This is a genomic window from Stenotrophomonas sp. 1L-E-5-B-C3 (assembly GCF_057292075.1).
This window is the reverse complement of record NZ_JBXAWS010000013.1, coordinates 1-24,450: the sequence shown is the minus strand read 5'-3', so window position 1 is coordinate 24,450 and position 24,450 is coordinate 1. Positions and strand designations below refer to the sequence as shown.

21 protein-coding genes are annotated in these 24,450 nt (G+C 67.3%); 4 read left to right on the top strand and 17 right to left on the bottom strand.

What is annotated here, in order from left to right; genetic code table 11:
* The first annotated feature begins 4 nt into the window (after nt 1-4).
* Nucleotides 5-886 carry a LysR family transcriptional regulator gene (locus AC0Z6F_RS15815; protein WP_100433970.1) on the top strand — a complete coding sequence of 294 codons (882 nt, stop codon included), beginning with the start codon at nt 5-7 and terminating at the stop codon, nt 884-886.
* An 87-nt stretch (nt 887-973) separates the two neighbouring features.
* On the opposite strand, the gene AC0Z6F_RS15810 is transcribed toward AC0Z6F_RS15815, so the two are convergent.
* Nucleotides 974-4,036, bottom strand: coding sequence for a bifunctional diguanylate cyclase/phosphodiesterase (locus AC0Z6F_RS15810; protein WP_485617757.1), 3,063 nt, complete (start codon nt 4,034-4,036; stop codon nt 974-976).
* Between the two features lie 176 nt (nt 4,037-4,212).
* On the opposite strand from AC0Z6F_RS15810, the gene AC0Z6F_RS15805 reads away from it, so the two are divergent.
* The gene (locus AC0Z6F_RS15805) at nt 4,213-6,324 is read left to right on the top strand and encodes a M13 family metallopeptidase (RefSeq protein WP_012509925.1); all 2,112 of its coding nucleotides are present in this window, start codon (nt 4,213-4,215) and stop codon (nt 6,322-6,324) included.
* A gap of 131 nt (nt 6,325-6,455) precedes the next feature.
* Here the strand turns inward: AC0Z6F_RS15805 and AC0Z6F_RS15800 are convergent, their stop codons facing one another.
* Entirely contained in the window at nt 6,456-7,628 is a 1,173-nt protein-coding gene (locus AC0Z6F_RS15800; protein WP_012509924.1) for an MFS transporter, read from the bottom strand.
* Entirely contained in the window at nt 7,625-8,839 is a 1,215-nt protein-coding gene (locus tag AC0Z6F_RS15795; protein ID WP_012509923.1) for an MFS transporter, read from the bottom strand. Before AC0Z6F_RS15795 ends, AC0Z6F_RS15800 begins: the two co-directional genes overlap by 4 nt.
* A 133-nt stretch (nt 8,840-8,972) precedes the next feature.
* Here AC0Z6F_RS15795 and AC0Z6F_RS15790 point away from each other — a divergent pair, with 133 nt between their 5' ends.
* The gene (locus AC0Z6F_RS15790) at nt 8,973-9,560 is read left to right on the top strand and encodes a TetR/AcrR family transcriptional regulator (protein WP_012509922.1); all 588 of its coding nucleotides are present in this window, start codon (nt 8,973-8,975) and stop codon (nt 9,558-9,560) included.
* Between the two features lie 111 nt (nt 9,561-9,671).
* Here AC0Z6F_RS15790 and AC0Z6F_RS15785 read toward each other — a convergent pair whose 3' ends face one another.
* Entirely contained in the window at nt 9,672-10,601 is a 930-nt protein-coding gene (locus AC0Z6F_RS15785; protein ID WP_012509921.1) for an oxygenase MpaB family protein, read from the bottom strand.
* Nucleotides 10,602-10,910: 309 nt separating this feature from the next.
* Between AC0Z6F_RS15785 and AC0Z6F_RS15780 the strand changes: the two genes are divergently transcribed.
* Nucleotides 10,911-11,525, top strand: a complete 615-nt coding sequence (locus tag AC0Z6F_RS15780; protein ID WP_012509920.1) for a hypothetical protein — start codon at nt 10,911-10,913, stop codon at nt 11,523-11,525.
* Between the two features lie 39 nt (nt 11,526-11,564).
* On the opposite strand, the gene AC0Z6F_RS15775 is transcribed toward AC0Z6F_RS15780, so the two are convergent.
* The 13 genes from AC0Z6F_RS15775 to AC0Z6F_RS15715 form a co-directional block, all read right to left on the bottom strand.
* Entirely contained in the window at nt 11,565-11,909 is a 345-nt protein-coding gene (locus tag AC0Z6F_RS15775; RefSeq protein WP_012509919.1) for a hypothetical protein, read from the bottom strand.
* A gap of 33 nt (nt 11,910-11,942) precedes the next feature.
* Nucleotides 11,943-12,713, bottom strand: coding sequence for a LytR/AlgR family response regulator transcription factor (locus AC0Z6F_RS15770; protein WP_004140108.1), 771 nt, complete (start codon nt 12,711-12,713; stop codon nt 11,943-11,945).
* Nucleotides 12,703-13,962 (bottom strand): sensor histidine kinase, encoded by a 1,260-nt coding sequence (locus AC0Z6F_RS15765; protein ID WP_012509918.1) that lies wholly within the window; start codon nt 13,960-13,962, stop codon nt 12,703-12,705. Before AC0Z6F_RS15765 ends, AC0Z6F_RS15770 begins: the two co-directional genes overlap by 11 nt.
* A gap of 212 nt (nt 13,963-14,174) precedes the next feature.
* On the bottom strand, nt 14,175-15,824 hold the full coding sequence (locus AC0Z6F_RS15760; RefSeq protein WP_485617749.1) for a M28 family metallopeptidase: 1,650 nt from the start codon (nt 15,822-15,824) through the stop codon (nt 14,175-14,177).
* Between the two features lie 381 nt (nt 15,825-16,205).
* Nucleotides 16,206-17,861: a CsgG/HfaB family protein gene (locus AC0Z6F_RS15755; protein WP_065724775.1), complete on the bottom strand. Its 1,656-nt coding sequence runs from the start codon at nt 17,859-17,861 to the stop codon at nt 16,206-16,208.
* A 16-nt stretch (nt 17,862-17,877) separates the two neighbouring features.
* A complete protein-coding gene (locus AC0Z6F_RS15750) occupies nt 17,878-18,555 on the bottom strand; it encodes a hypothetical protein (RefSeq protein ID WP_004140043.1) in 678 nt (225 codons plus the stop codon).
* Nucleotides 18,556-18,689: 134 nt separating this feature from the next.
* Nucleotides 18,690-19,790 carry a hypothetical protein gene (locus tag AC0Z6F_RS15745; RefSeq protein WP_065724776.1) on the bottom strand — a complete coding sequence of 367 codons (1,101 nt, stop codon included), beginning with the start codon at nt 19,788-19,790 and terminating at the stop codon, nt 18,690-18,692.
* Entirely contained in the window at nt 19,781-20,977 is a 1,197-nt protein-coding gene (locus AC0Z6F_RS15740; protein ID WP_004140033.1) for a hypothetical protein, read from the bottom strand. Before AC0Z6F_RS15740 ends, AC0Z6F_RS15745 begins: the two co-directional genes overlap by 10 nt.
* A 107-nt stretch (nt 20,978-21,084) precedes the next feature.
* Nucleotides 21,085-22,347 (bottom strand): RNA polymerase sigma factor, encoded by a 1,263-nt coding sequence (locus AC0Z6F_RS15735; RefSeq protein WP_485617752.1) that lies wholly within the window; start codon nt 22,345-22,347, stop codon nt 21,085-21,087.
* A gap of 45 nt (nt 22,348-22,392) precedes the next feature.
* Nucleotides 22,393-22,749, bottom strand: coding sequence for a DUF1428 domain-containing protein (locus AC0Z6F_RS15730; RefSeq protein WP_032128771.1), 357 nt, complete (start codon nt 22,747-22,749; stop codon nt 22,393-22,395).
* A gap of 24 nt (nt 22,750-22,773) precedes the next feature.
* The gene (locus AC0Z6F_RS15725; protein WP_485617754.1) at nt 22,774-23,184 is read right to left on the bottom strand and encodes a VOC family protein; all 411 of its coding nucleotides are present in this window, start codon (nt 23,182-23,184) and stop codon (nt 22,774-22,776) included.
* 34 nt (nt 23,185-23,218) lie between these two features.
* Nucleotides 23,219-23,641 carry a VOC family protein gene (locus tag AC0Z6F_RS15720; protein ID WP_005407887.1) on the bottom strand — a complete coding sequence of 141 codons (423 nt, stop codon included), beginning with the start codon at nt 23,639-23,641 and terminating at the stop codon, nt 23,219-23,221.
* 68 nt (nt 23,642-23,709) lie between these two features.
* Complete coding sequence (locus AC0Z6F_RS15715) at nt 23,710-24,123, bottom strand: YciI family protein (protein ID WP_049424778.1); 414 nt, start codon at nt 24,121-24,123, stop codon at nt 23,710-23,712.
* Nucleotides 24,124-24,450 lie beyond the last annotated feature (327 nt).

The following is a 24,450-nucleotide window of genomic DNA, read 5'->3' as shown; positions in this document are numbered from 1 at the left end:
AACAATGGACACCCTCGAGGCGATGCGCGTGTTCGTGGCAGTGGTCGAGCGCAACGGCTTCAGTGCTGCCGCGCAGGCCCTGGACCTGTCCACCGCCGGCGTCACCCGCCACGTCGCCGCGCTGGAGAAGCGCCTGGCCACGCGCCTGCTCCACCGCACCACGCGCCGAGTCAGCCCGACCAGTGCCGGTGCCGCCTACTACGCCCAGTGCGTGCGCCTGCTGGCCGAGTTCGATGCGCTGGAGGCCAGCATCGGTGCGCAGGCGCTGGAGCCCTCGGGCACGCTGCGGATCAACGCGCCGGTCAGCTGGGGCATCGCCCGCCTCGGGCCACTACTGGCCAGCTACCGCGAGCGCTTTCCACAGGTGGAACTGGACCTGGCACTGTCCGACCGCCTGGTGGACATGGTCGAAGAAGGCTACGACGTGGCCATTCGCATCACCCGCGAGCCCAGCCCTACCTTGATCGCGCGCCGCCTCGGCGAATCGCGGGTGAGCCTGTGCGCCGCACCTTCCTACCTGGCCGCGCACGGTGCGCCAAAGACCCCGCAGGAGCTGCAGGCACATGCATGCCTGAGCTACAGCTACTGGTCCGCCGGCGACCATTGGCCGTTGCAGGGCCCCGGTGGCGAAGTGAAGGTGGGAGTAAGCAGCCTGCTGCACGCCAACAACGGCGACGTGCTGCGCGAAGCAGCAATCGCCGGCATGGGCGTGATCCTGCAACCGGATTTCCTGCTGGAAGACGCGCTGGCTGATGGCCGCCTGGTGCGCATCCTGCCCGAATGGGAGGCCTCGCCGATCGGCATCTTCGCGGTCTACACCAGCCGCAGCCACCTGGCGCCAAAGGTGCGCAGCTTCATCGACCATCTGGTGGACGTCGGAGTCTGATGACGCATCCGCCGGGCATGGCCCGGCGCTACCAGAGGTCCGTCACGGGGTAGCGCCGGGCCGCTGACCGGCAGATGCGAAACCCGATCAGGCGGGAACCTCGTCCAGCGCATCAATGATCTGCTCCAGCGGCGCCGGCCGGCCCAGCAGATAGCCCTGTACCTGGTCACAGCCGTGCGCGGCCAGCCAGTCCAGCTGCCCCGGCGTTTCCACGCCCTCGGCGATGATGGTCAGCCCCATGCTGTGGCCCAGCGACAGCAGCGCGCGGCAGATCGAGGCATTGCGTGGGTTGGTTTCCACGTCGGCAACGAAGCTGCGGTCGATCTTCAGGATGTCCAGCGGCAGGTGCTGCAGGTAGGACATGCTCGAGTAGCCGGTACCGAAATCATCCAGCGACACGCTGATGCCCTGCTCGTGCAGGCGCTGCATGGTCTGCATCGCCTGCGCCGGCTTGCGCATCAGGCTGCTCTCGGTCAGCTCCACGTGCAGCGCGCCGCGCGCCAGGCCGAAGTCCTGCTGCGCGCGCGTGAACTCGGTTACCAGGTCACTGTTGAAGAACTGCACCGCCGACACGTTGACCGCGATCGGCAGCTCGCCCCAACCGGCATCGACCAGCCGCCGCTGCGCCTTCGCCGCCGCGCGGATCACCCAGCGCCCCAGTGCCAGGATCAGTCCGGTGTCTTCGCACAACGGGATGAACTCGTTGGGCGGAATGAAACTGCCGTCAGCCTGCGGCCAGCGCAGCAGCGCCTCCAGCGCTGCCGGGCTGCCATCGCCGGCGTGCCGGATCGGCTGGAAGTACAGCTGGAATTCGTTGTCGATGGCGGCGTGGATTCGCCCGGCCAAGCGCAGGCGGTCGGCCAGCCGCGTGGTCACCGCCGCGTCGAACCAGACCACCACGTTGCCCTCGGCGCGCGCTGCATGCGCGGCCTGTGCCGCCATGCCGATCACCTGCTCGGCACTGTGCCCGTCACCGGCCACGTGCGTAGCCACGCCGATACGCGGCTCGAACTGGTGCAGCGAATCCTTGCCGCGCATCGGCGCCGATACGATCTGCAGCAGGTCGTCCAGCACGCGCTGGACATCCTGCCCGGTGCTGATGGCGAACACGAAATCTTCTGCCGGCTGGAAGGCCAGCGTGCCGCAGCGTGCACCCAGCCCGCCGAGCCGGGTGGCCATCGACTGCAGCACCGCATCGCCGATCTCGCGTCCCAGCGTATCGGCCACCAGCTGCAGGCCGCGCAGCTGTACGAACGCAATGGTGTAGCCCGCATCGTGCTCGTCCAGCTGTTCGGTCAGCGCGCGCACGTTGAGCAGGCCGGTGGCCGGGTTGTGCCGCGCCTGGTAGGCCAGGTCGCGCTCATAGGCCAGCCGTTCGCTGACATCCTCGGCCAGCACCAGGCATGCCGGCTGGCCGTCGAAGTCGAGCCGGGACAGATGTGCACGTACTTCAAACACGCTGCCGTCCTTGCGCCGGTGCAGTCGCACGGTGGCGTCCTGCAGCTCGCCGACCCGGGCCTTGGCGATCGCGCCCTTCACCTCGTCCCAGCCTTCGCGCGGGCGGATGTCGAGGATGCTCATCGCCAGGAATTCCTCGCGGCTGTAGCCATACTGGCGCACAGCGGCGTCGTTGACCTCGATGAAGCGCAGCGTGTCCGGATCGAATACCCAGAACGGCGCCGGGTTGCGGTCGAACAGCAGGCGGAAGCGACGCTCCGCTTCGCCCATCTGCTCCCGCGCCTGGTAGCGCTCGCTCAGGTCGGTCAGCGCACCGATCATGCGCCGCTCACTGTCAGCCACCTCGACCCGCTGGCCGCGTGCACCGACCCAGCGCACCTCGCCACCGGGCAGCACCAGCCGGAACACCTGGTCGAGCACCGCACTACCGGCAAACGCCTGGTCGAAGGCGTGCTGCAGGCGCGCGGCGTCATCACGGTGCACGCGCGCAAAGAAATCAGCCACCGGCAGCGCATCGGTCTGCACCCCGAAGATCTCTCGGGCCAGCGGCGACCAGCGCAGCAGTGCCGCGTCCTCGTCCACATACCAGGTGCAGACGCGGCCCACCTGGTGCGCCAGCCGCAGTTCGGCGTGGCCGGTCTTCAGTTCCTCCGCCATCGACTGCTGGCGGCGGGTGCTGCGGCGCACCGCGTACAGCAGTACCAGCAGCACCCCGACGTAAGCCAGCACGATCGCCACTGACGCCTGCAGGTACGGCCACCATGGCGCCAGCACGTCCTCATCGGCCAACCCGACCTGCACCGCCAGCGGGCTGCGCTCGAGCGTGCTGACGGTGATGATCCGTGGCACGCCATCGACCGCGCCCGGCACGCTGCCCAGCTCGACCACCGCCTGCTTGCCGAGCAGGTCACGCCGAGGCAGGTCGAAGCGACGGCCGACCGTGCCATGCGGATCCGGCACCCGCGCCAGCATGTAACCCTCGGCATCGCTGATCGAGACCAGTCCGTTCGGGCCCACGTCCAGCCCGCCGATGATGCGCTGCAGCTCGCCGCAGCGCAGCCGCGCCAGCAGCCAGCGATCGTCGGCCATCGACAGCGCCAGCGGCACCACCCATCCATCGTCGCCGGCCTGCTGCGGCGGACCGATGTACAGCGCGCTGCCCTGCCCGCGCCGCTGCGGGTCGGTCCACAGCGGCAGGTTCAGATCGCCTTTGCCGGCGGTGATCGCGCGGCCGTGGCGGTCCAGCACCACGATGCTGTGCAGCTCGGCATGGCGGCTCAGCACGCCGCCGATGGCGGCATCCAGCAGTGCCGGCGCCTGTACCGGCACGCGGCGGAACAGTTCGGCCGCGTCGGCGGCGATACCGGACATCGCCCGTTCCAGGTTGCGCAGTTCCAGCGCCAGCAGGCGCTCGCTGCCCACCGCCAGCGCGCGGCTCTGGCGCTGCGCAGCCTCCAGCCGGCGGTGGTGGTCGTTGGCCAGCATGGTGGTCAAGCCAGCCACCAGCAACACGCCCAGCAGCACGCCGCCCCAGGTAATGGCGCGCAACGGCCGAGCCAACGCCCGCTTCAGCGCGGGCATCGGTCGGTCTTCCTTGTGCAGTCGGCTGGCTTCATGCGCGAACGAATCCTCCACGTCCCCGACCTCAACGGCCGGCGGACGCCATTCTTGACGCCTGGCACCGCCCCGCATGGCCACCTCCCCGTGTCCGCGCAGGGTTCCAGCGGCCAGCATGCACCACGCGGCTGGCGCCGTGAAGATCGCATCCGCGCGTTCAGCCAGATCCTGCACAGGCGCTGCGGTGCAACGGAACGGCCAGCCGGGCCGGGGCGGATTAGACTTGGGGTTTTCCGCTGCAAGAGAAGTCCATGTCCAAGCTGCGCCGTCCCACCCTGGCACTGGCCATCGTTGCCAGCCTGTCCCTGGCCGCCTGCGACCGCCCGGCCGAACCGGCCGCCGGCACCGCCGCGCCGGCCGATGCCGCACCCGCAGCGGCCAAGCCGATGCTGGGCAGCTTCGGCTTCGATGCCAGCGGCATGGACCGCAGCATTGCCGCCGGCGACGACTTCTTCGGCTTCGCCAACGGCACCTGGGTCAAGAACACCGAGATCCCCGCCGACCGCTCGCGCTTCGGCAGCTTCAACGTCATCGCCGAAAAGACCCTGGCCGATACCCGCGCCATCCTCGAAGGCGCTGCCGGCAACGCCCAGGCCAACGGTGACGACAAGCTGATCGGCGACTACTACGCCGCCTTCATGGATGAAGCCGGCATCGAGCAGCACGGCCTCGCGCCGGTGCAGCCGCAGCTGAAGGCGATCGAAGCCATCGCAGACAAGGCCGGCCTGGCGCGCACGCTCGGCGGCGACATGCGCGCCGATGTCGACCTGCTCAACGCCACCAACTTCTACACCGACCGCCTGTTCGGCCTGTGGGTGTCGGTGGACATGCTGCAGCCGGACCGCACCGCGCCGTACCTGGTGCAGGGCGGGCTGGGCATGCCCGACCGCGATTTCTACCTGGGGGGTGGCCGCATGGCCGAACTGCGCAAGCAGTACCAGGCCTACATCGCGCAGATGCTGCAGCTGGCCGGCGTTGCCGACCCGGCCGGCAAGGCGCAGCGCATCCTCGCGCTGGAGACCAAGATCGCGCAGGCACACGCCACCCAGGAAGAAACCAACGACGTGACCAAGGGTGCCAACCCCTGGACCCAGGCCGACTTCAATGCCAAGGCACCGGGCATGGACTGGAACGCCTTCCTCGATGCAGCGGCGCTGGGCAAGCAGCAGGACTTCATCGTGTGGCAGCCCAAGGCCGTGGCCGGGCTGTCCAAGCTGGTCGCCACCGAGCCGCTGGACGCCTGGAAGGACTACCTGGCCTTCCACGCGCTGGACCGTGCCGCGGCGTACCTGCCGAAGAAGTTCGCCGATGCCCGCTTCGCCTTCCATGGCACCGCGCTGAGCGGCACCCCGCAGCAGAGCGACCGCTGGAAGCGCGCAGTGGATGACGCCAACCACGCAGTGGGCGAAGCGATCGGCAAGCGCTACGTCGAGAAGCACTTCGACGCGAAGACCAAGGAACGCGCCGACGAGATGGCGAAGAACATCATCGCTGCCTTCGCCAAGCGCATCGATGCGCTGGCCTGGATGTCACCGCAGACCAAGGCCAGCGCCAAGGCCAAGGTCGCCGGCCTGACCGTGGGCATGGGTTACCCGGAAAAGTGGCGTGATTACAGCGGCCTGGAGATCCGCCGCGATGATGCGCTGGGCAATGCGCAGCGCGCCGAACTGTTCGAGTACCAGCGCAACATCGCCAAGCTGGGCAAGCCGGTCGACCACAGCGAGTGGGCGATGCTGCCGCAGACCATCAACGCGATGAACGTACCGCTGGAGAACCGCCTGGTGTTCCCGGCCGCGATCCTGCAGCCGCCGTTCTTCGACGGTGCGGCCGACGATGCGGTGAACTACGGTGCAATCGGCGCGGTGATCGGCCACGAGATCAGCCATGGCTTCGACAATGCCGGTGCGCTGTTCGATGAGACCGGCAAGCTGCACAACTGGTGGACCGCCGAGGACCTCAAGCAGTTCAACGCCGCCGGTGATGCGCTGGCCGCGCAGTTCAGCAGCTATGAGCCGTTCCCCGGCGTGCACGTGAACGGCAAGCTGAGCCTGGGCGAGAACATTGCCGACGTGGCCGGTCTGGGCACTGCTTATGACGCCTACCAGCTGTCGCTGCAGGGCAAGCCGGCGCAGACTCTGGAAGGCTTCACACCCGACCAGCGCTTCTTCCTCGGCTTTGCCCAGGCGTGGCGCAGCAAGAGCCGCGAGCAGGCGCTGCGCAACTCGCTGCTGACCGATGTGCATGCACCGGGCCAGTTCCGCGCACTGACCGTGCGCAACATCGACGCCTGGTACCCGGCGTTCGAAGTGAAGGAAGGCCAGAAGCTGTACCTGGCCCCGGACAAGCGAGTCAAGGTGTGGTGATGTAACCGGAACGGGCGCCTTGCGGCGCCCGTTCCATTTCCCGTTAGCTGCCAACCCTGGTTGGCGCATCCCTCGCTTTGGTGGGTGCCAACCTTGGTCGGCAGGGGTGGGAATCCACGCATGGCGTGGATCTACCTGCGGGTGGTGGCAACCATCAGCAGAGCGCTCGCAGCCAACACCACCGCAGCCCACAGGATGGCGTGCAACCCGACGCCATCCAGCAGACGACCCCCGCCCCACGCGCCCGCTGCGATGCCGATGTTGAACACGCCCACGTACAACGCGGTGGCGATCTCCAGGGCATGCGGCACCGCCTTCATCATCCAGCTCATCAGGCCCACTGACACACCACCATAGGCCAGGCCCCACAACAGCAGCACCGCGATGCCGCCGGTCGGCGTACTGCCCACCCACAGCAGCAACAGCGGCGTCAGCAGCAGGCCGGACGCAATCGCCAGCAACGTACCGCGCGGATGGCGTGCTGCCAGCGGCCCGGCAATGAAGTTGCTCGCGATGCCAGCCAGGCCGTAGGCAAACAGCAGTGCACCGATCAACGACGCCTCCACGCCCGACACCGTCGTAAGCAGCGGCCGCACGTAGGTGAAGGCGATGAAGTGCCCGGCCACCAGCAGCAGGGTCAAGCACAGGCCGCGCTGCAGACCGCGATGGCCGAGCAGCTGCACGAACTGCGCTGGCCGCACCGATGTACTTACAGGCAACGCGGGAATCACCCGCAGATGCAGCAGCATCACCGCCGCACTGAACAACGCCATCGCCGCAAAGGCGCTGCGCCAACCCAATGCATCCCCGATCAGCGCGCCCAACGGAATACCCAGCACCGACGCTGCGGCCACGCCGCCGAAGATGATCGAAGTAGCCAGGCCGATGCGGTCAGCCGGCACCAGGCGCGCGGCCAGACCGCCGGCGATGGCCCAGATGCCGCCCATGCAGAACCCCACCAGCACCCGTGCGGCCAACAGCCAGCCGATGCCCGGTGCCAGCGCCGAAGCGAGGTTGGCGACCAGCAGAAGCGCAAGCAGCGCGCACAGGATGCGACGGCGATCGATGCCACCGGCTGCGATCACCACCAGCGGTGCGAACACTGCTGCCAGCAGGGCCGGCAGCGAGATCATCAGGCCGGCGGTGCCGGTGGAGGCGCCGAGGCTTTCGGCGATCGGCGTCAGCAGGCCCACCGGCAGCATTTCGGTGGTGACCACCGAGAACGTGGCGAGGCCGACGGCGGAAACCGCCCACCACAGATGACGAGGCACAGGCGCGGCGTGCGCAGGCGATGAAGCGCTCACGGGACGATTCCTTCAGGGGATGTTGTCGAGGCAGACGGGCGCAGTGCACGTTGCGCGAGCACGGCGAACAGCAGCGCGCCACTGCCTGCCACCAGCGCAACAACAAAGCCGCTGCGCACGCCCCCCGCATCGACACTCTGCCCGGACAGCGCCGCGCCCAGCGCCACGCCGATGTTCAATCCGGCCAGCAACCAGGTCATGCCTTCGGTCAGGCGCGATTCGGGCACGTACTGTTCGACCAGCGACATCGCCACGATCATCGTCGGCGCGAAGAACACCCCGGCCAGCAGCACGGCAACGGCCAGTGCAGGCAGGTTGCCGACCCACAGCAACGGCAACGTGGTCAGCGCGGTGGCCGCTGCGCCCAGCAGCAACAGGCGCGGCAACGGCACCTGCAGCTTCAGCGCACCGAACAGCAGGCCAGCCGCGCAGCTGCCCAGCGCATAGGCCGACAGCACCACGCTCGCTGCGAGGGGCTGGCCACGCTGTTCGGCGAAGGCCACGCTGGTGATGTCGACCGTGCCGACGATCACTCCCATCGCCAGCATGAGCAGCGCCAGCAGGCGGATCTCCGGTTGCCGCAGCAGGGAGCGGCGTGGTGTGGCGCTGTCAACCGGTTGCAACGGCGGCTCGGTGCCACGCTGCAGCACCAGTGCGGTCAGTCCGATCACCAGCAGCAGGGCTGCAGCCAGCACGCCGGCCTGCGGCCATACCGCCACCGACAGCCCGACGGACAACGGTGGCCCGGCAATGAAGGTGACCTCGTCGAACACCGTCTCCAGCGAGTAGGCGGTCTGCAGTTGCGGGCGACCGCGATGGATCGCGGTCCAGCGCGCGCGCACCATCGCCGACACGCTGGGCATGCAGCCGGCCAGCATCGCCGCGGCGAACAGGGTCCAGTCCGGTGCCTGCAGCACGGTGCAGGCCAACAACACCACCAGGCCGCTGGCGCTCAGCGCGGTGGCCCACGGCAGCACCCTGCCCTGCCCATGGCGGTCGACCCAGCGCGATACCTGTGGCGACAGCAGCGCGTAGGTCAGCACGAAGGTGGCCGACACCGTACCGGCCAGTGCGTAGCTGCCGCGCAGCTGCGACAGCAGGGTGATGATGCCGATGCCGGTCATCGGCAGTGGCAGGCGGGCCAGCAGCCCGGCCAGGGCAAGGCCGGCGGTGCCGGGGGCGGCGAACAGGTCGCGGTAAGGGGTGGCCATCGCATTCTCCAGGGCAGCGACTTGCCTGGCGCGGGAAGCGCCACGACAATACATACAGTGCGTATGAATATGAGACTACATTCATACGCGTCGTATGTAAATAATCATGCACTGTGTATGTAAGGAGCTCCGGATGGTTCGTCGCACCCGCGCCGAGATGGAAGAAACCCGCGCCACCCTGCTGGCCACCGCCCGCCGGGTGTTCAGCGAGCATGGCTATGCCGCCACCTCGATGGACGACCTGACCGCCCAGGCCGGGCTGACCCGCGGCGCGCTGTACCACCACTTCGGCGACAAGAAGGGTCTGCTGGCGGCTGTCGTCGCCCAGCTCGATGCCGAGACCGACCTGCGCCTGCAGGCGATCAGTGATACCGCCGACGATGCATGGGAGGGCTTCGTGCAACGTTGCCGCGCCTATCTTGAGATGGCGCTTGAGCCGGAGATCCAGCGCATCGTGCTGCGCGATGCGCGCGCGGTGCTGGGTGGCGCCTCACCGGAATCGCAGCGGCACTGCGTGAACTCGATGCAGCGCCTGATCGAGCAGCTGATCACCCAGGGTGCGGTGGCGCCGGTGGATGCGCAGGCGCTGGCGTCGCTGATCTACGGCAGCCTGGCCGAGGCCGCGTTCTGGATCGCCGACGGCGAGCAGGGCGACGCGCGCCTGCGGCAGGCGACGGCGGCGCTGGAGATGCTGTTGCGTGGGTTGAAGTCGACGGAGTAAGGCCCATCCACGCATGGCGAGGATCTACTACGGAATCCGCTCTGGTAGATGCCAACCTTGGTTGGCTCTTCTGCCGCACCGCGCGCAACGCGTGCCAACCAAGGTTGGCACCTACCTGGGAACGGTGGGCCACTCGCGCAGTACATCCACCGGCACGCCCACGCGCGTGCAGGCGCGGCTGGCCAGGCCATCGGGCAGCGCGCGGCGGAACAGCGGCGCCATGCCCCGCATCAATTTCGCCGACGCGGCCGCCTGCGCCCGCTGGCGACCATTGCGTTCGAGCATGCCTTCGGCCCAGTCCGGCAGCAGCGCGGCACCGGCCCCCAGGAATACTTCGCGCGACAGGCCTGGCACCGGTACCGGCAGGCGCACACCGGACAACACCTCCAGCACCTCGCGCGAGCGCTCGTCCACGCGCAGCTCCGGCTGCCGCGCGCAGAAGTACGCCGCCACTTCCGCTTCGCTGCGCGGCACATCCACCGCACCCAATGCCTCGGCCACGCAGCGGTACTCGTCGTAGTAACGATCGGCGATGTGCGCCGGCACCTCGCGCCCGTATCGGCGGAAGCCTTGCAGGAAGCCAAACGCCTCGGTCACGTGCACCCAGGTCAGCAGCTGCGGATCGTCCGCCGCATAGTGCTCACCCTGCGCGGTCTGGCCACGGATCTGCGCATGGATGCGGCGCACCTTGGCCACCAGCATCTCGACCTCGCCGGCGGGCGCATAGCTGGTGCCGGCCACAAAGGCCGTGGTGCGGCGCAGGCGGCCCACCAGGTCCTGGCGGAAATTGGAGTGGTCGTAGACCCCGGCCAACGCCCGCGGGTGCAGGGTCTGCAGCATCAGTGCGCACAGGCCGCCGGCCAGCATCGACGGGAATTCGGCGTGCAGCCGCCAAGTGACGCTGTCGGGGCCGAACCAGCCCGGGTCACCCAGCGGGTGGTCGTAATCGATGCCGCTCTGGCCACGCGGGAAGGCCTCCAGGACCCAGCGCCGGATCGGCGCCGTCACGGGGCGGGAGAGTCGCTGCAGCAGAGCCGGCATCACAGGTCCAGGGAAGGCGGAAGAACGGCCACGCGCTGCGCGGTCGGCCCCGATTCTGGGCGATCACGACGCCAACGGCGAGTCTCCGCACTCAGCCACGGTTTCATGTGCGGCCGCAGCACGTTTCACCCTGCGACATCTTGTCGCAGGCTGCAGCCGCGATGCTGCAATGCAGCAACATTCACTCATTCAGACAGAAGCCTTGCGCCGCTTGGCCTTGGCCCCATTGCACGGCTCGCTGGAAGTGCTAGAACTGAACCTGCCACACCGTCCAACGCTGATCGACGCACGTTCCACAAGGAGCCAGCCATGATTGCTTTGTTCAAGGGTTTGGGAATTCTGCTTCGCGACAACGAGCTCTACAGCAGCCCGTTCGATAAACAGGTCGCGCACTGGCGCAACCTCAGCGAGCAGCAGATCCGCGACGAAGTGGCTGTGCTCGCCCAGGCCAAGTGCCAATGGCTGATCGCCTCGATCGTGGGCTGGCAGGCGGCGTCGCTGCTGATCCTCGGCCTGATTGCCAACTACCTGTGGCGTGACGATTTCCATATCACCTTCACCCGCGTGGTGATCGTGTTCGGCTCATGGGTATCGATCCTGTTCGTGATCTGGTTCATGGCCAACATGTTCGACCGTACCGCCGGTTTCGAGCGCTGGATGAAGGCGTTCAACAGCCGCGCGCGAATCAGTTCCAAGGCCGACAGCGTCGAGCACGTGGCCGAGGCGCTGGACCTGGCCGAGCATTATCCGGAAGTGCTGGACTACAAGCAGGCGGTCACCGCCCGGCGTGAACTGCGCCATGAGGACATCCGCATCATGACCGAGATCGGGCGCATGAAGCAGCATTCGGAACTGGTGGGACGCCTCAACCACGTGGGTGAAACCGAGCACCACCACGAACTGACGCTGCAGCCAGCCTACTGACCCTTCGGGGAAGCGGGGGGACCCACAATGCCACCGTGATCACTCACGGTGGCATTGTTCTTTCCGTTCCTCGCTGACGCATTGGTTGAAGCCCTTCGGCAGGTCACTGAACTCCCGCGTCTCTCCCACTGCCACCGCGAACGACCGTATCGGCGCTTTCGCACAGACGGCATCGGGACTGCAGGCCGGGTCCAGGACCAGGTAGTGGCACTGGCCGCTACGGCTGGCGATGCACTCGAAGCGCGCCACCCCATCCACCACGGTGCGCTTGCTGTACAGCGTGTCCACGCCATTGGCGTTGGTGCGGGTAATTGCGGTCTCGGTGGACTTCTGACAACCGGCAAGCGCCAAAGCAGCGAGGCCCATAAGCAGGAAGGAACGCATGGAAAGCTCCGGGTATCGGAAGATGCGGCGCGGCTACATGCCGCGGAACAGACTCATGAAGGGCTGGCTGACCACCAGTGTTTCCGCACGCTGGCGCAGGCGCAGTACACCGCGCCCTGTATCGTCGCGGCTCACCGCCGCCACCGCCTTCATGTTGACGATGGTCGAACGATGGATCTGGCGGAAGTGCTGCGGGTCGAGCACTTCCAGCAGCTCGCGCAGCGGCGTGCGCAGCAGGCTTTCGCCGGCGGCGGTGACCACCGTGGTGTACTTGTTGTCGGCGCGGAAGTAGGCCACGTCCTCCAGCATGATCAGCTGCGTCTCGCGGCCGTTGCTGGCGGTGATCCAGGCCAGCGGCGGGTGGTCGGCGCTGCCCTGCGATGGACCCAGCCGTTGCAGCAGGCGTTCAAGCACCGCGTCGTCCTGGCGCGTCGATGGCAGCCGCGACAGGATGCGCTCGCGCGTGGCCAGCAGGCGCTCGTCGCTCACCGGCTTCAGCAGATAATCCATCGCGCCCTGCTCGAACGCATCGATGGCGTACTGGTCATAAGCGGTGACGAACACCACCTGGGTACGCGGGCTCAGTTCGGACAGCGAACGTGCTACCTCGATGCCGCTGATGCCAGGCATGCGGATGTCGAGGAAGGCGATATCCGGCTGCTTCTCGGCCAGCTGCTCCAGCGCACTGGCGCCGTCCTCGCACTCGGCCACCAGTTTCAGTTCCGGCCACAGCCGGCCCAGCTGCTCCACCAGTGACTGCCGCAGCAGTTCTTCGTCTTCGGCGATCAGCGCTTCAAGCGGCATGGCTGCGTTCCTTGGCCGACTGCGGCAGGGTCATGGTCGCGGCCACGCCGCTGGGGAAGTTGGCAACGATCGCCACACCGGCCTGCTCGCCGCAGGTCAGGCGCAGGCGCTCGCGCAGGTTCTTCAGGCCGATGCCGGTGCCACTGGTGCCCTGGCCGAAGCCGAGGCCATCGTCGGCCACCGTCACCGTCACATGGTCATCGAAACCACGCGCCAGGATCCAGATCGTGCCGCCGCCGGGCTTGGGTTCCAGGCCGTGCTTGATCGCGTTTTCCACCAGCGTCTGCAGCGCCATCGCCGGCAGCTTCACCTCGTGCAGTTCAGTCGGCACCTGCACTTCCACCGCCAGCCGCGCACCCATGCGGATACGCAGGATTTCCAGGTAGGCGCGGGTGCGCTCCAGCTCCACGCCCAGGGTGGACACCGATTCGTCCACCTGCGGCAGTGAACTGCGCAGGTACTGGATCAGATGACCGAGCATCTGTTCGGCGCGCGCCGGATCGGTGCGGGTCAGCACCTGCGCGTTGGCCAGCGAGTTGTACAGGAAATGCGGTTCGACCTGCGCATGCAGCAGGTTCAGCCGCGCCACCGACAGCTCCTTTTCGACCTGGGTCTGTTCGGCGGCGGCCTGCTCGTCGCGACGCTGGTCGGCAACACGGCGGCTGATCGCGCGGGTGACCGCTTCGGCATTCTCGTAGTTGCTGCCCTCGTCCAGCGCCAACAGGTCGGCCCACCAGCCTGCGTCCGGTTCGAACAGCAGGGTGACGGTGCTGGTGCCCTGCCCCGGCGTGACCGTGGCCAGCACGCTGTTGCGCTTGATCGCCAGCCGCGCCGGCAGGTTCCAGCGCGAGGGCTGGCGGCCGTTCCAGAGATCGACGCGGCGTACATAGGCGCGCACCTGCAGGCTGCCGGCCGAGCTTTCCACCTCCTCCACCCGCGGCAGCTCGCCCACCGCCGCCTCGACCACCGCGAAGGCGTGGCCGGCATCCATCGGCAGTTCGATCTGCCGACGCTGGCGCCCGGACAGGGTGGCGCCATCGAGGCGGCCGGCCACCAGCCAGACCCGGCGCACATGGGTCACCGCACTGCCCAGCGCCGAGATCATCAGGAACATCACCAGCAGCCCGAACACCCAGCCGGGGCCGTCGTTCATGCCGCTGAAAATGCCGCTCCAGACCATGCCGGCCACAAACAGTGCCGCGGCCCAGGCCAGCAGGTGACGGAGGATGAGGGAGAGGCTGGCGATCACGGCGGCGCCTTGGTGGAAGGGGGTGAGCCGAGCATAGGGCGGCCCATCCGGCAAGCAAGCGGCCTGCGACGAAGGGCCGGAAAGCGGGGATGGAAGCCCATCTGGTAGTGCCGGCCGCTGGCCGGCTCCCCATTATCTCCGCATGCATCACAGGGTTGCCGGCCAGCGGCCGGCACTACCAGGGAGGCGCCGGGCAAGCCCGGCGCGTTGCCTTATTTGCGCTGGTCGGCGCTGGCGTCACGCACGGCGCGGAACGACTCGTCCTTGCTCCAGTTCGGCCAGCTGCGCGAGTTGGCCAGCTGGTTGCCCAGCGTGTACAGCACTTCCAGGTCGCGGGCGGCACCGGCGAACACCCAGTCCGGCTGCCATTCGTCGCCCTGCTGGTGGTAACGCTTGGCGGTGTAGTCCTCCGAGGCCTTCTTGCCTGCCGCCACGCCGCCGTCCACCCAATCCTGGCCAGCCGACCACGACAGCGCTGGCACGCCGCGCTTGGCGAACGGGAAGTGATCGGAGCGGAAGAACAGGCCGGCTTCCGGCTTCGGGTCCGGCGTGTAGCGGATATCCCAGCCCTTGGCCACGTCCTTCAGCTGGTCCAGCAGTTCGAAGCGCGCGGCACCGTAGATGCCGAAGTCACGCGACGGGCCGAACGGCGCCATGCCGTCCATGTTGATCATCGCCACGGTCTTTTCCAGCGGATACAGCGGATGGGTGGCGTAGTACTCCGAACCCAGCAGGCCCTTCTCTTCGGCGGTCACCGCCAGGAACAGCACCGAGCGCTGCGGGCGCTTCTGCTTGGCGAAACCGCGGGCAAGTTCGATCAGCGATGCGGTGCCGCTGGCGTTGTCCAGCGCGCCGTTGAAGATGCGGTCGCCGCGTGCGTCGGGCTCGCCCACGCCGATGTGGTCCCAGTGCGCACTGTAGATGACAGTCTCGTCCGGGTGGCTGCTGCCTTCCAGGCGCGCGGCCACGTTGTGCGAGGTGATCACTTCGGTCTTCACCGCGTACTTCGCATCCAGGCTGGCACCGGTCAGCGGCACCGGGGTGAAGTCACGCTGCTGCGCCTTCTTCTTCAGCGCTTCGAAATCTTGCCCGGCCGAACGGAACAGCTCCACGGCCAAGTCGCGCTGTATCCAGCCTTCCAGCAACGGGTGACTGTCGGCCGGGTTGTCACGCACCACGTCGAACATGGTGTTGGTGTTGGAGCCGGCGACGGTGGCCCAGCCATAGGATGCCGGTGCGGTCTCATGCACGATCAGCACGCCCAGCGCGCCCTGGCGTGCGCCCTCCTCGTACTTGTAGGTCCAACGACCGTAGTAGGTCATGCCCTTGCCGTCGAAGTCGCCCTGGCCGGTTTCAAAATCCGGGTCGTTGATCAGCACGACGGCGATCTTGCCCTTCAGGTCCACGCCCTTGAAGTCGTCCCAGTTGCGCTCCGGTGCCTTGACGCCGTAGCCGAGGAACACCAGCGGGGCCTTGCTGATGTCGACGTTGCTGGCGCCGTTCATGGCGGCGCGCACGGCGATCTGCTTGCCCTGTTCCAGCGCAACGGTCTTGCCGCCCTGGTGCAGCGCCAGCTGCGGTGCGCCGACGATGTCGCCCTTGCGCAGCGGCACCGCCTGGGTCCACAGGCGCTTGCCGTCCTTGAGGTCGCCGCCCGGCTGCAGGCCGGCGTCGGCAAACTGCTTGCTGAGATAGGTGACGGTCTTCTCTTCGCCGGCGGTGGCCGGGGAGCGGCCTTCGTAGGCGTCGGAGGCCAGTTCCTTGACGTCGGCGGAGATCCGCGCGCCATCGAATTTCGGGGTGGCCGCCATCAGTGCGCTCGACACTGACAGGGCCAGCACGCCCAGTACTGCTCGTTTCATTGCTCTCTCCAGCAGGGAAATCCTTCTGGAGTGTAATGGGATTCGGCAGGGCTGCGCCCTGCACCTGCCGAAGCCAGGGCAACAGCAACAGCTGAAGCAACAGCGGCATTCCGTGGGATGGCGGGGTGGGTCCGGTTGCGGGGGCCGCTGCAAGTACGTCCATGTAAGCTCGGTCGCCGCATCCATGCGGCTCACGCCCCCGCAACCGGACCCACCCCGCCTTCGACAGGTTCCCGCTGCTGTTGGTGGGTGTCGACCTTGGGCGACACACCGCTGTTGGTAGGTGTCGACCTTGGTCGACACGGGCGGAAACAAGAAAGGGTCAGATCCCTTTCCCGGCGGGAAAGGGCTCTGACCCCATCTGTGTGCTGCCTTGGCGTGTTACCAGTTCGGGTCTTCGGCCGGGGCGGCAGCGGGCTTGGGCTTCGGCTTGGCCGCTGGGCGCGCGGCGGCGGCCGGTGCGGCCGAGGCAGTCGCGCCGCCAGCAGCGGCGGCAGCCGGCTTGCTGCCCAGCTTCTGGCGCAGTTCAATCTGGCCCGGACGGAAGCCGCCGCGCATGGCGTCGACGCCGTCTTCGATGGTGCCGTAAGAGGTCTGTGCGGCCACGCGGTCGATGCGGATGGTGCAGCACGGGTGTTCGCTGCGGCCCAGCGAGCGACCGGTCTGCGGGTCCTTCAGTTCTTCGCCCAGGCGCACGGCCTGCCAGCGCTGGCCGGCCTGCACGGTGTCACCGCCCTGGCTCAGCACCACCTGGTCTCCGTCCACCGAAACCACCGACACCGGGAACAGCGTGGTGACGATGGTGGTGCCGATCTGGCCGGACAGCGATTCCATCATCGCCGCGGCCATGTTGCGGCCATTGACCACGCGCGGCAGGGTGCTCGGGCCGGTCGAGGCCAGCTGGTGGTCGAAGCTGTCGGACATCACCACCTGGCCGGTGGTGGCGTTGATCAGGCGCAGGGTGATGCGGCCGCCACCGGAGTACGAGGTCACCTGGCGGTCGGACATGCGCAGGTTGCGCACGCTGCGCGGGTACTCGAAGCGTTCGATGGTCGGGATCAGGATCAGGTCGGTAGCCAGCTGCTGGCCCACGCGTGCGGTGTCCTGCAGGCGCACGTTGCCACTGTTGATGTGGTCGATCTCGGCCTGCAGTTCGTCGCCGAATTCGCGGTCCAGCACGATGAAGCGCTGGGTCTGGGTCAGCGTGTCGGACAGGCGTGCGCGGATCGCATCTGCCACTTCATCGGCATCCACGCGGCCGTCGCCGACGGCGTAGCTGCCGGCCTTGGTGCGCGGCAGGGCAACCACGATCTTCGGCTTGCCCTGCTCGTCTGGTGCGCGGTACTGGGCGATCTGCGCGCGCACGCGCACCTTCCAGTAGCTGCGCATGCTGCGATGGGTCACATCGGAATCGAACGAGCTTGCGCCACGCTTGGCATCGACGTTGACCTTCTCGTCGTAGCTTTCCCTGACGCTGGCCGAGGCCGAACCGCTCTTGGCCGATGCTTCGCCGGAGGCACTGGCCGAGGCCGAGCCCTTGAAGCTCCAGCCTTCATCGCTGGCACGCACGCGGGCGACGGTTTCCTCGTCAAGCTGACGCACTTCATCCTGCGACAGGATTTCATAGCCCAGCACCGCGCCCTGCGAGCCGGCGATCATCTGCTGGGTAAACGCGTCGGCGCGGATATCGCCGACGTGTTCGCCATCCACATCCACATGCAGGCCTGCACGCAGGCTCTGCATCTGGCTGGCCACGCGTACGCCGTTGACCTGCGCCACCGCCGACTGCAATGCCGCCAGCACCGCCAGTTCCGGGGTGCTGCCGATACCGTCGGCTTCACGCGCGACCTGGGTGGTGCCGCCGAAATCCGGCGTGCCACGCAGGGGCGCTGCTTCCACTGGCGCATTGCTGGCCAGTGCACTGGTTGCCTTGTCCTTGGCGGGTGTGGGCGCGGCAGCCGGGGTGTCCTGCTTGCCACAGGCTGCGAGCAGCGCGGCGGCCAGGCCCAGGCCGATCAAACGGGTTGTCATACGCATGGAGATTCGCCTCGGATCAGAGCGAGTCGAGCATCGAATCGGCGTTGGACGGCACCTTCACCTTGCTCTTCTTGGCAAAGGTCACGGCCGACTTGGTCGAACCGTACAGGCCCTTGATGAAGCCCGGCGATTCCTTGGCCACCCACGCACCGGCAGCCAGCTTGCGGCCGACGGTGGCCAGCTGGGTCGCGCCCAGGTTCTTCATGCCGGCGGTGAAGCTGCTGGCTTCGCCGCCCAGCTTCTGCGCTTCGGCAGCCGAGGACAGCAGCGAGACCAGGCCTTCGGCGTAGTGCTGCTTGGATTCAGCGTTCAGTTCCGGCTGTGCGGCCTGGCGCTCGTTGATGGCCGCCTGGGCGGCTTCGCTGACCGACACCGACTTCTTCATGGCATCGACGCTGACCGAACCGGACGACAGCGCCTGGCGCTCGGCTTCCAGCAGCTGCACCTGCTCGGCCAGGCCGAAGGCGCGGGCGAACGAGGTCTGGGCCTGCAGAGAGTGCGACTGCGAGCTGACGAAACGACGCACCAGCGCTTCCTGCGCGGCTTCGTCCGGAGCGGCGGCGCTGGAGGCGCTGCTGCTGGAGGTGCCGGTAGCGGCGCCAGCCAGGTCCTTCAGCTTGCCGAACTGGGCGTGGGCCGGCATCGACAGGGTGGCGGCCGCGATGGCCACGACAAGAGCAGTATTGCGGATCATGTGAGAGTCCTTTGGGAGAGACGGCCGCGATGCGGCGCGCAAGATCGGGTATGGCAGCGGGTCAGTGCCGAGCAAGCGCGGCACCCACCAGAGCCGGAAGCGCCGGGCCATGCCCGGCGAGCGCAGCGGTAACGTCAACGAACCGCCTTGACGTTCAGTTCGTTGATCATCTGCTGGGCAGCCTTCTCGGCGGCCAGCTGCAGGGCATTGGTGCGGGCCACGGTTTCATTCGGGCCGGTACCGGAGAACTGCACCGGGCCCACCGACGACACGGTGCGCGGGAAACGACCGGTCACGTCCAGCACCTTGCCGGTGACGGTGACGAACACGCGGGTGTTGCCGCTGGCCGGATCGCGGTCGCGCATGCCGACGTCGAGGGTGCCGACGGCGATGTACGGGATGTTGGCCGCACGGATGCCGTTGGCGGTATCACGCAGGGTGGCCGGGGCCAGGTCGTTGCCGGTGCTGAAGTCCTTGCGGATGCGCTCGATGCTGAGCAGGCCGCGCGACTCGCCTTCCACGTATTCGGCTTCAACCACTTCGTAGCCGGCGGCGCTGAAGGCACCGGTCATCGCGGTGTTCACTTCGGCGGCGTTGGCCACCTTCCAGCTGATGTTGTCGCTGCGCTGGGTGGTGCTGCCACCGCTGGTGACCGACATCGAACCGTTCTGGTTGATGCTGCCGTTGGTGCTGACCGAGTTACCGCGGAAGCTGTCGCCTTCACGGGTGTTCTCGCTGTAGCTGCTGCTGGCGTCGACGCGGCGGTATTCCTTGTCCTGGAACGACTGCACGGTGTCCTGCGAGCGCGCCATGAACAGGAAGGTCAGCAGCGAGCGCTGCGCAGCAGTGGCGCCAGCAACGGCCGAGCCAGCATCCAGCTTGGTCTGCAGCAGGGTGGTGTTGATCTCTGCGCGGACGGTGACGCTGTAGGTCTTGGCCTTCTTGTCTTCGTTGTCCGACAGCTGCACGGCACTGAGCACGTAGCGGTCGATCTCGCCGATGAACTCGGCGCGACGGGCTTCGAACAGGCGCAGCTTGGCCGCACCGGTTTCAGCGATGTACGCCTCCAGGGCATTGACCTTGGCCTTGTTCATGGCCTGGGCGCGGGTATCGGCACTCAGGCGCAGGCTGTAGCTGGCCGAACCGGTACCACGCGAGCTGGCGGTCTGTGCGGCGACCGGCGAGGCCACCGCCAGGGCGATGAGGATGAGCAGGATGGTACGCATCAACGACATGATTTGATCAACTCCTGGAGGGCTTGGGTCTGCTGCTGCAACGGGCGGCCGCCCGGCTTCTGTTCGTCCAGCCAGCCGCGCGAATCAGCGCGCTTGGCGGCGGCACCGGCGAAGGCGTCGAAGCCGGCCAGCAGGGTTTCGTAGCTGGCCGACCACTGGTCGACCTGCCACTGCGTGACCGGCACCACCTTGGTGGCACCCTTGCGCAGCGGTTGTTCGAAATAGACCTTGCCGGAGAACGGCTCGGTCACCTTGGCGGTGAAGAAGGCGCCGAACAGCATCGTCTTCATCGCCGGGGTTTCTTCGATCACGCCGTTCTTCAGCGCATCGACCTGCAGGTTGATGACGTAGTCCGGCTCGGGGATCTTCAGCTGGTAGACCTTGCCATCGGCAAAGCGGGCCGCCATCGCGCCACCGATCGCCTGGCCCGAGGCCGGCGGCAGCAGGCCGACACCGGTATTGGACGACAGCGTCTTGGACAGCTCATGGGCCAGGGTGGCGCGCAGCGGCGCTTCCCACTTCGGGTCCGGCAACTTGGCGCGCACTGCATCGGACAGGGTTACACCGCCCACCTGCAGGCGGCGCACCGCAGCATCCGGCAGCTTGGCCTGGGCCAGGCTGGCTGCAAGGACCTGCGACAGGCTGGTGCTGGCGTTGCCATACAGCAGATCAGCGACGATCGCGTCGATATCGTCGCTGTCAGGACGGTAGTCCTGCACGTCGATGCGCTGCAGGGTCAGCGGATAGGACGCGATCACCTGGCGCTCGCGGAAGTCGAAGAACAGCGCCTGCAGCGCCACTTCCACCAGCACCTTGTACTGGCTGCCGATCGGCTCGACAGACACCAGTTCGCGGTCCAGCGCGGCAGCCAGCACGGTGGCACTGGTGGTGCCGTCAAGCATCGCCACTGGCTGGTCGATCAGTTCCAGGTGGGCCGGCGCACGGCGCTTGAGCGCCTGCACCAGGGTCTGGTTGAGCGGAATCAGGCCGCGCTTCTCCAGCACCGCATGCGCATGCGGCGTGGTCGCCTGCACGGCGGCGGCATCAGCGGTGTAGGCAAACCCGGCCCAATAGGCCTGCTGCGATTTGTCTGCGGCCTGCACGGCCATCGGCCATACGGCCACGCACAGGGCACAGGCGAGCAGGCGCGCAAAAGCGCGCGATGCGCTCTTCGTCCTTGAATACATCCAACCGCTCCTCGGTCAATACGCACGGAAAGCAGACGCGCATGCGTCCACTGGGCGCGAAACATAACGGCTCGCGGGCCCGCCGACAAGTGCTGCCTTCGTCGGGGTCACTCCAAAGGGGGCAGACCGGCCCGTTGCCGCAGCAGGCCACGCTCCGCCTGGTTCTGGCTGAGCCTGGCGGCTTCGGCAAAAGCGTGACGTGCGTCCTGCTCTCGCCCCAACGTCTGTAGTACCTCGCCCCGCACTACCTGCAACGGCGCGTAATCGCGCAAGCGCGCATCGTCCAGCAACGGCTGCAGCTGTGCCCATGCAGCGAAGGCACCTTCGCTGCGCAGCACCGCCACTACCCGGTTCAGTGCGACAACTGGCGAAGGCTGCACCTGCAGCAACTGTGTATAGAGCGACACGATGCGCGGCCAATCAGTGGCTTCGGCGCGGCGCGCAGCCGCATGGCACGCCGCGATGCGTGCTTGCAGCACGTAGGGATCATCGCCGCCACCGGCGGCCAGCGCGCGCGCCAGCACCTGCTGTCCGCGCTCGATCTGCAGCCAGTCCCAGCGCGCACGGTTCTGCTGATCCAGCAGCACCGGCGCGCCGTGCGCGTCCACGCGCGCTGCCGCGCGCGACGCCTGCAGTTCCATCAGCGCCAGCAGGCCCAGCACCGGCGGCATCGGCAGCCGGTGGGCCAGGATCCGTGCCAGCCGCAGCGCTTCCTCGCACAGCGCCGGGCGCATCCAGTCGTCACCGGCACTGGCCGCATAGCCTTCGTTGAACACCAGGTAGATCGCTTCCAGCACCGAACCAAGCCGCTCGGGCATCGCGTCAGCACGCGGGACCTCGTAGGGCACCTGCTTCTGCGCCAGCGTGCGCTTGGCACGAACGATGCGCTGCGCAATGGTCGGTTCGGGTTGCAGGAACGCGCGCGCGATCTCCACGGTGGTCAGGCCACCAAGCAGGCGCAGGGTCAGTGCCACCCGTGCGTCGGCCGGCAGCACCGGATGGCAGGCCACGAACATCAGCCGCAGCAGGTCGTCACCCAGATCATCTTCCAGCGCCTGGCTGTCGTCCGGTGCTGGCAAGGGTGCCGGATGCAGCTCCTCGCCCCACTGCGCATGCTGCTGCGCCACCCGCTGGTGCTGGCGCAGCACATCAATGGCACGGTTGCGCGCGGTGGTCATCAGCCAGGCTCCGGGGTTGTCCGGGATGCCCTGCTCCGGCCAGCGCTCCAGCGCGGCCAGCCAGGTGTCCTGGGCCAGCTCCTCGGCGCGGCCGACATCGCCCCCGAGCAGCCGCGCCAGGCGCGCGATCAACACCGGCGACTCCATCCGCCAGAGGGTTTCCAGACGCTGCTTCAGTGCGGGCTCGAGCATGCGCCGATCACAGCACGCACGCCCGGCCCGCACAAGCGCCGCAGCTCACGCTTCAACAATCGGCTTGAAGCCACCCCAGAACATGCGTTTGGTATCGAACGGCATGTCCTTCGGGCCCAGTGACGCCAGCCGCGGGTCCGCCATTACTTTCGCGTTGATACGGTCGCGCGCCGCGCGCGAACGGAACACCACGAAGGCGACGATCACCGTTTCGCCAGGTTTGGCCTTGACCGCACGCGGAAACGACGTGCTCTTTCCCGGTTCCACATCGTCAGCCACGCATTCCATGTACTGCAGCGCGCCATGGTCCTTCCACACCGCACCGGCCTTGCGGGCAAGGCGGCGGTAGGCCGCCACCTTGTCCTGTGGGCACGGCAGCACGTAAGCATCCACGTAAGCCATGAGGGTTCTCCCTTGCGACGGCCGTCAGCCCGGCTCGCCGTCCATGTGTGCGATTTCCCAGAGGTGCCCATCCAGGTCCTGGAAGCCGCGCTGGTACATGAAGCCGTAGTCGCGCGCCGGCTGCGGTTCGCTGGCACCCGCCGCAAGCGCCTTGTCCACCATCACGTCCACCGCCTTGCGGCTGTCGGCCGACAGGCAGGTGATCACCTCGGTGTAGCTGTGCGCATCAGCAATCGCCTTGTTGGTGAACTGCTTGAAGAACGGCTGGGTCAGCAGCATCACGAAGATGCTCTCGCTGATGACCATGCAGGCCGCATCGTCATTGGTGAAGGTCGGGTTGAAGCTGTAGCCCAGCGCGGCGAAGAACGCCTTGGATGCGTTCAGATCCTGCACGGGCAGGTTGACGAAGATCATCTGCGGTTGCGGTGCACTCATCGGTGAAGCTCCTTGTGGATGAAAGAAAGAGGACTCAGGGCTGCTTCATGCAATTGACCATCCACGGCTTGCCGTAGCGATCGATCAGCATGCCCCAGCGGTGCGCCCAGAACGTTTCGGCGATCGGCATCTGCACCTGGCCACCTTCGGCCAGCGCGGCAAATACACGTTCGGCCTCTTCGATGCTGTCGACGTCGACATTGATGGTGGTCGAGCCACCCTCGCCGCCGCCGGGACCGTCGGCCGCCATCACGATGGCGCTACCGATTTCCAGCTGGCTGTGCGCGACGTGGTCCAGGGTTTCCGGCGGCATCTCGTTGCAGCCCGGCGAGCCATCGGAGGGCGGCATGTCGCGGTATTTCATTTCCGAGGTGACCTGGCCACCGAGTGCCTTGGCGTAGAACGCCATCGCCTCATGGGCCTGGCCGCTGAAGCCGAGGAAGGGAATCAATTTCATGGCAATGCTCCGTCGTGGGTTTCAGGGTGGTAGCGCCGGGCCATGCCCGGCGGGGGAAATGAACCGGGTCAACCTTCCAGCTGTGCACGCAAACGCTGTTCCTGCTGCTGTAATTCGGGGGTGAAGGCTTCACCGAAGTCTTCGGCGGAGATCAGCGGACGCAGCTCCAGCGTGCCGCCACTGTTGAACGGCGCGCGGCTGGCCCATTCAACGGCCTCGTCCAGCGAGCGCACGTCCCACAGCCAGAAGCCGGCGATCTGTTCGCTGGCGGGGCCAAACGGACCGGCCTCGACCTTGGGCGCGCCACTGCCGAAATGAATGCGGCGACCGCGCTGGGTGGCGTGCAGGCCTTCACCGGCCAGCATGATGCCGGCGGCCACCAGTTGTTCGTTGAAGGCGCCCATTTCGGACAATTCCTGTTCGCTGGGCATGCGGCCGGCTTCGGAGTCGGCGTTGGCCTTCACGATCACCATCACTTTCATTGCGGTCTCCCGTGGGGACGCGTGGTGCGTGCCCTTCACTGGGTACAACGAACCAGGGGGCTGGGAATCGACACGTCTTTTGAAAATTATTTCTTCCGTGGAAAGCGCGCCTTCGGCGGGAGTCGGCGAACGGCGGAGCCCCTCCGTGGTGGGGTTGGGTTGGTCGCTGAAAAGCTCGGGTTCATGGGTTTGGCCGGGTGGGTAGGCGGGTCGGGGGACGCCGTAAACCCGTCCTGAAGTGACCCCCGGGAATTGGACACCAGATCCAACCCCGAGGGATACATGAACAGATACGACGCGCGTTTCAAACTGCAGGTCGCCAAAGAG

What these genes read in the sequence shown, in the direction of transcription:
- AC0Z6F_RS15815 (WP_100433970.1), top strand. Translation starts at nt 5, where the DNA reads ATGGACACCCTCGAGGCGATGCGCGTGTTCGTGGCAGTGGTCGAGCGC.
- AC0Z6F_RS15810 (WP_485617757.1), bottom strand. Translation starts at nt 4,036, where the DNA reads ATGCGGGGCGGTGCCAGGCGTCAAGAATGGCGTCCGCCGGCCGTTGAG.
- AC0Z6F_RS15805 (WP_012509925.1), top strand. Translation starts at nt 4,213, where the DNA reads ATGTCCAAGCTGCGCCGTCCCACCCTGGCACTGGCCATCGTTGCCAGC.
- AC0Z6F_RS15795 (WP_012509923.1), bottom strand. Translation starts at nt 8,839, where the DNA reads ATGGCCACCCCTTACCGCGACCTGTTCGCCGCCCCCGGCACCGCCGGC.
- AC0Z6F_RS15790 (WP_012509922.1), top strand. Translation starts at nt 8,973, where the DNA reads ATGGTTCGTCGCACCCGCGCCGAGATGGAAGAAACCCGCGCCACCCTG.
- AC0Z6F_RS15785 (WP_012509921.1), bottom strand. Translation starts at nt 10,601, where the DNA reads ATGCCGGCTCTGCTGCAGCGACTCTCCCGCCCCGTGACGGCGCCGATC.
- AC0Z6F_RS15780 (WP_012509920.1), top strand. Translation starts at nt 10,911, where the DNA reads ATGATTGCTTTGTTCAAGGGTTTGGGAATTCTGCTTCGCGACAACGAG.
- AC0Z6F_RS15775 (WP_012509919.1), bottom strand. Translation starts at nt 11,909, where the DNA reads ATGCGTTCCTTCCTGCTTATGGGCCTCGCTGCTTTGGCGCTTGCCGGT.
- AC0Z6F_RS15770 (WP_004140108.1), bottom strand. Translation starts at nt 12,713, where the DNA reads ATGCCGCTTGAAGCGCTGATCGCCGAAGACGAAGAACTGCTGCGGCAG.
- AC0Z6F_RS15760 (WP_485617749.1), bottom strand. Translation starts at nt 15,824, where the DNA reads ATGAAACGAGCAGTACTGGGCGTGCTGGCCCTGTCAGTGTCGAGCGCA.
- AC0Z6F_RS15755 (WP_065724775.1), bottom strand. Translation starts at nt 17,861, where the DNA reads ATGCGTATGACAACCCGTTTGATCGGCCTGGGCCTGGCCGCCGCGCTG.
- AC0Z6F_RS15750 (WP_004140043.1), bottom strand. Translation starts at nt 18,555, where the DNA reads ATGATCCGCAATACTGCTCTTGTCGTGGCCATCGCGGCCGCCACCCTG.
- AC0Z6F_RS15745 (WP_065724776.1), bottom strand. Translation starts at nt 19,790, where the DNA reads ATGTCGTTGATGCGTACCATCCTGCTCATCCTCATCGCCCTGGCGGTG.
- AC0Z6F_RS15740 (WP_004140033.1), bottom strand. Translation starts at nt 20,977, where the DNA reads ATGTATTCAAGGACGAAGAGCGCATCGCGCGCTTTTGCGCGCCTGCTC.
- AC0Z6F_RS15735 (WP_485617752.1), bottom strand. Translation starts at nt 22,347, where the DNA reads ATGCTCGAGCCCGCACTGAAGCAGCGTCTGGAAACCCTCTGGCGGATG.
- AC0Z6F_RS15730 (WP_032128771.1), bottom strand. Translation starts at nt 22,749, where the DNA reads ATGGCTTACGTGGATGCTTACGTGCTGCCGTGCCCACAGGACAAGGTG.
- AC0Z6F_RS15725 (WP_485617754.1), bottom strand. Translation starts at nt 23,184, where the DNA reads ATGAGTGCACCGCAACCGCAGATGATCTTCGTCAACCTGCCCGTGCAG.
- AC0Z6F_RS15720 (WP_005407887.1), bottom strand. Translation starts at nt 23,641, where the DNA reads ATGAAATTGATTCCCTTCCTCGGCTTCAGCGGCCAGGCCCATGAGGCG.
- AC0Z6F_RS15715 (WP_049424778.1), bottom strand. Translation starts at nt 24,123, where the DNA reads ATGAAAGTGATGGTGATCGTGAAGGCCAACGCCGACTCCGAAGCCGGC.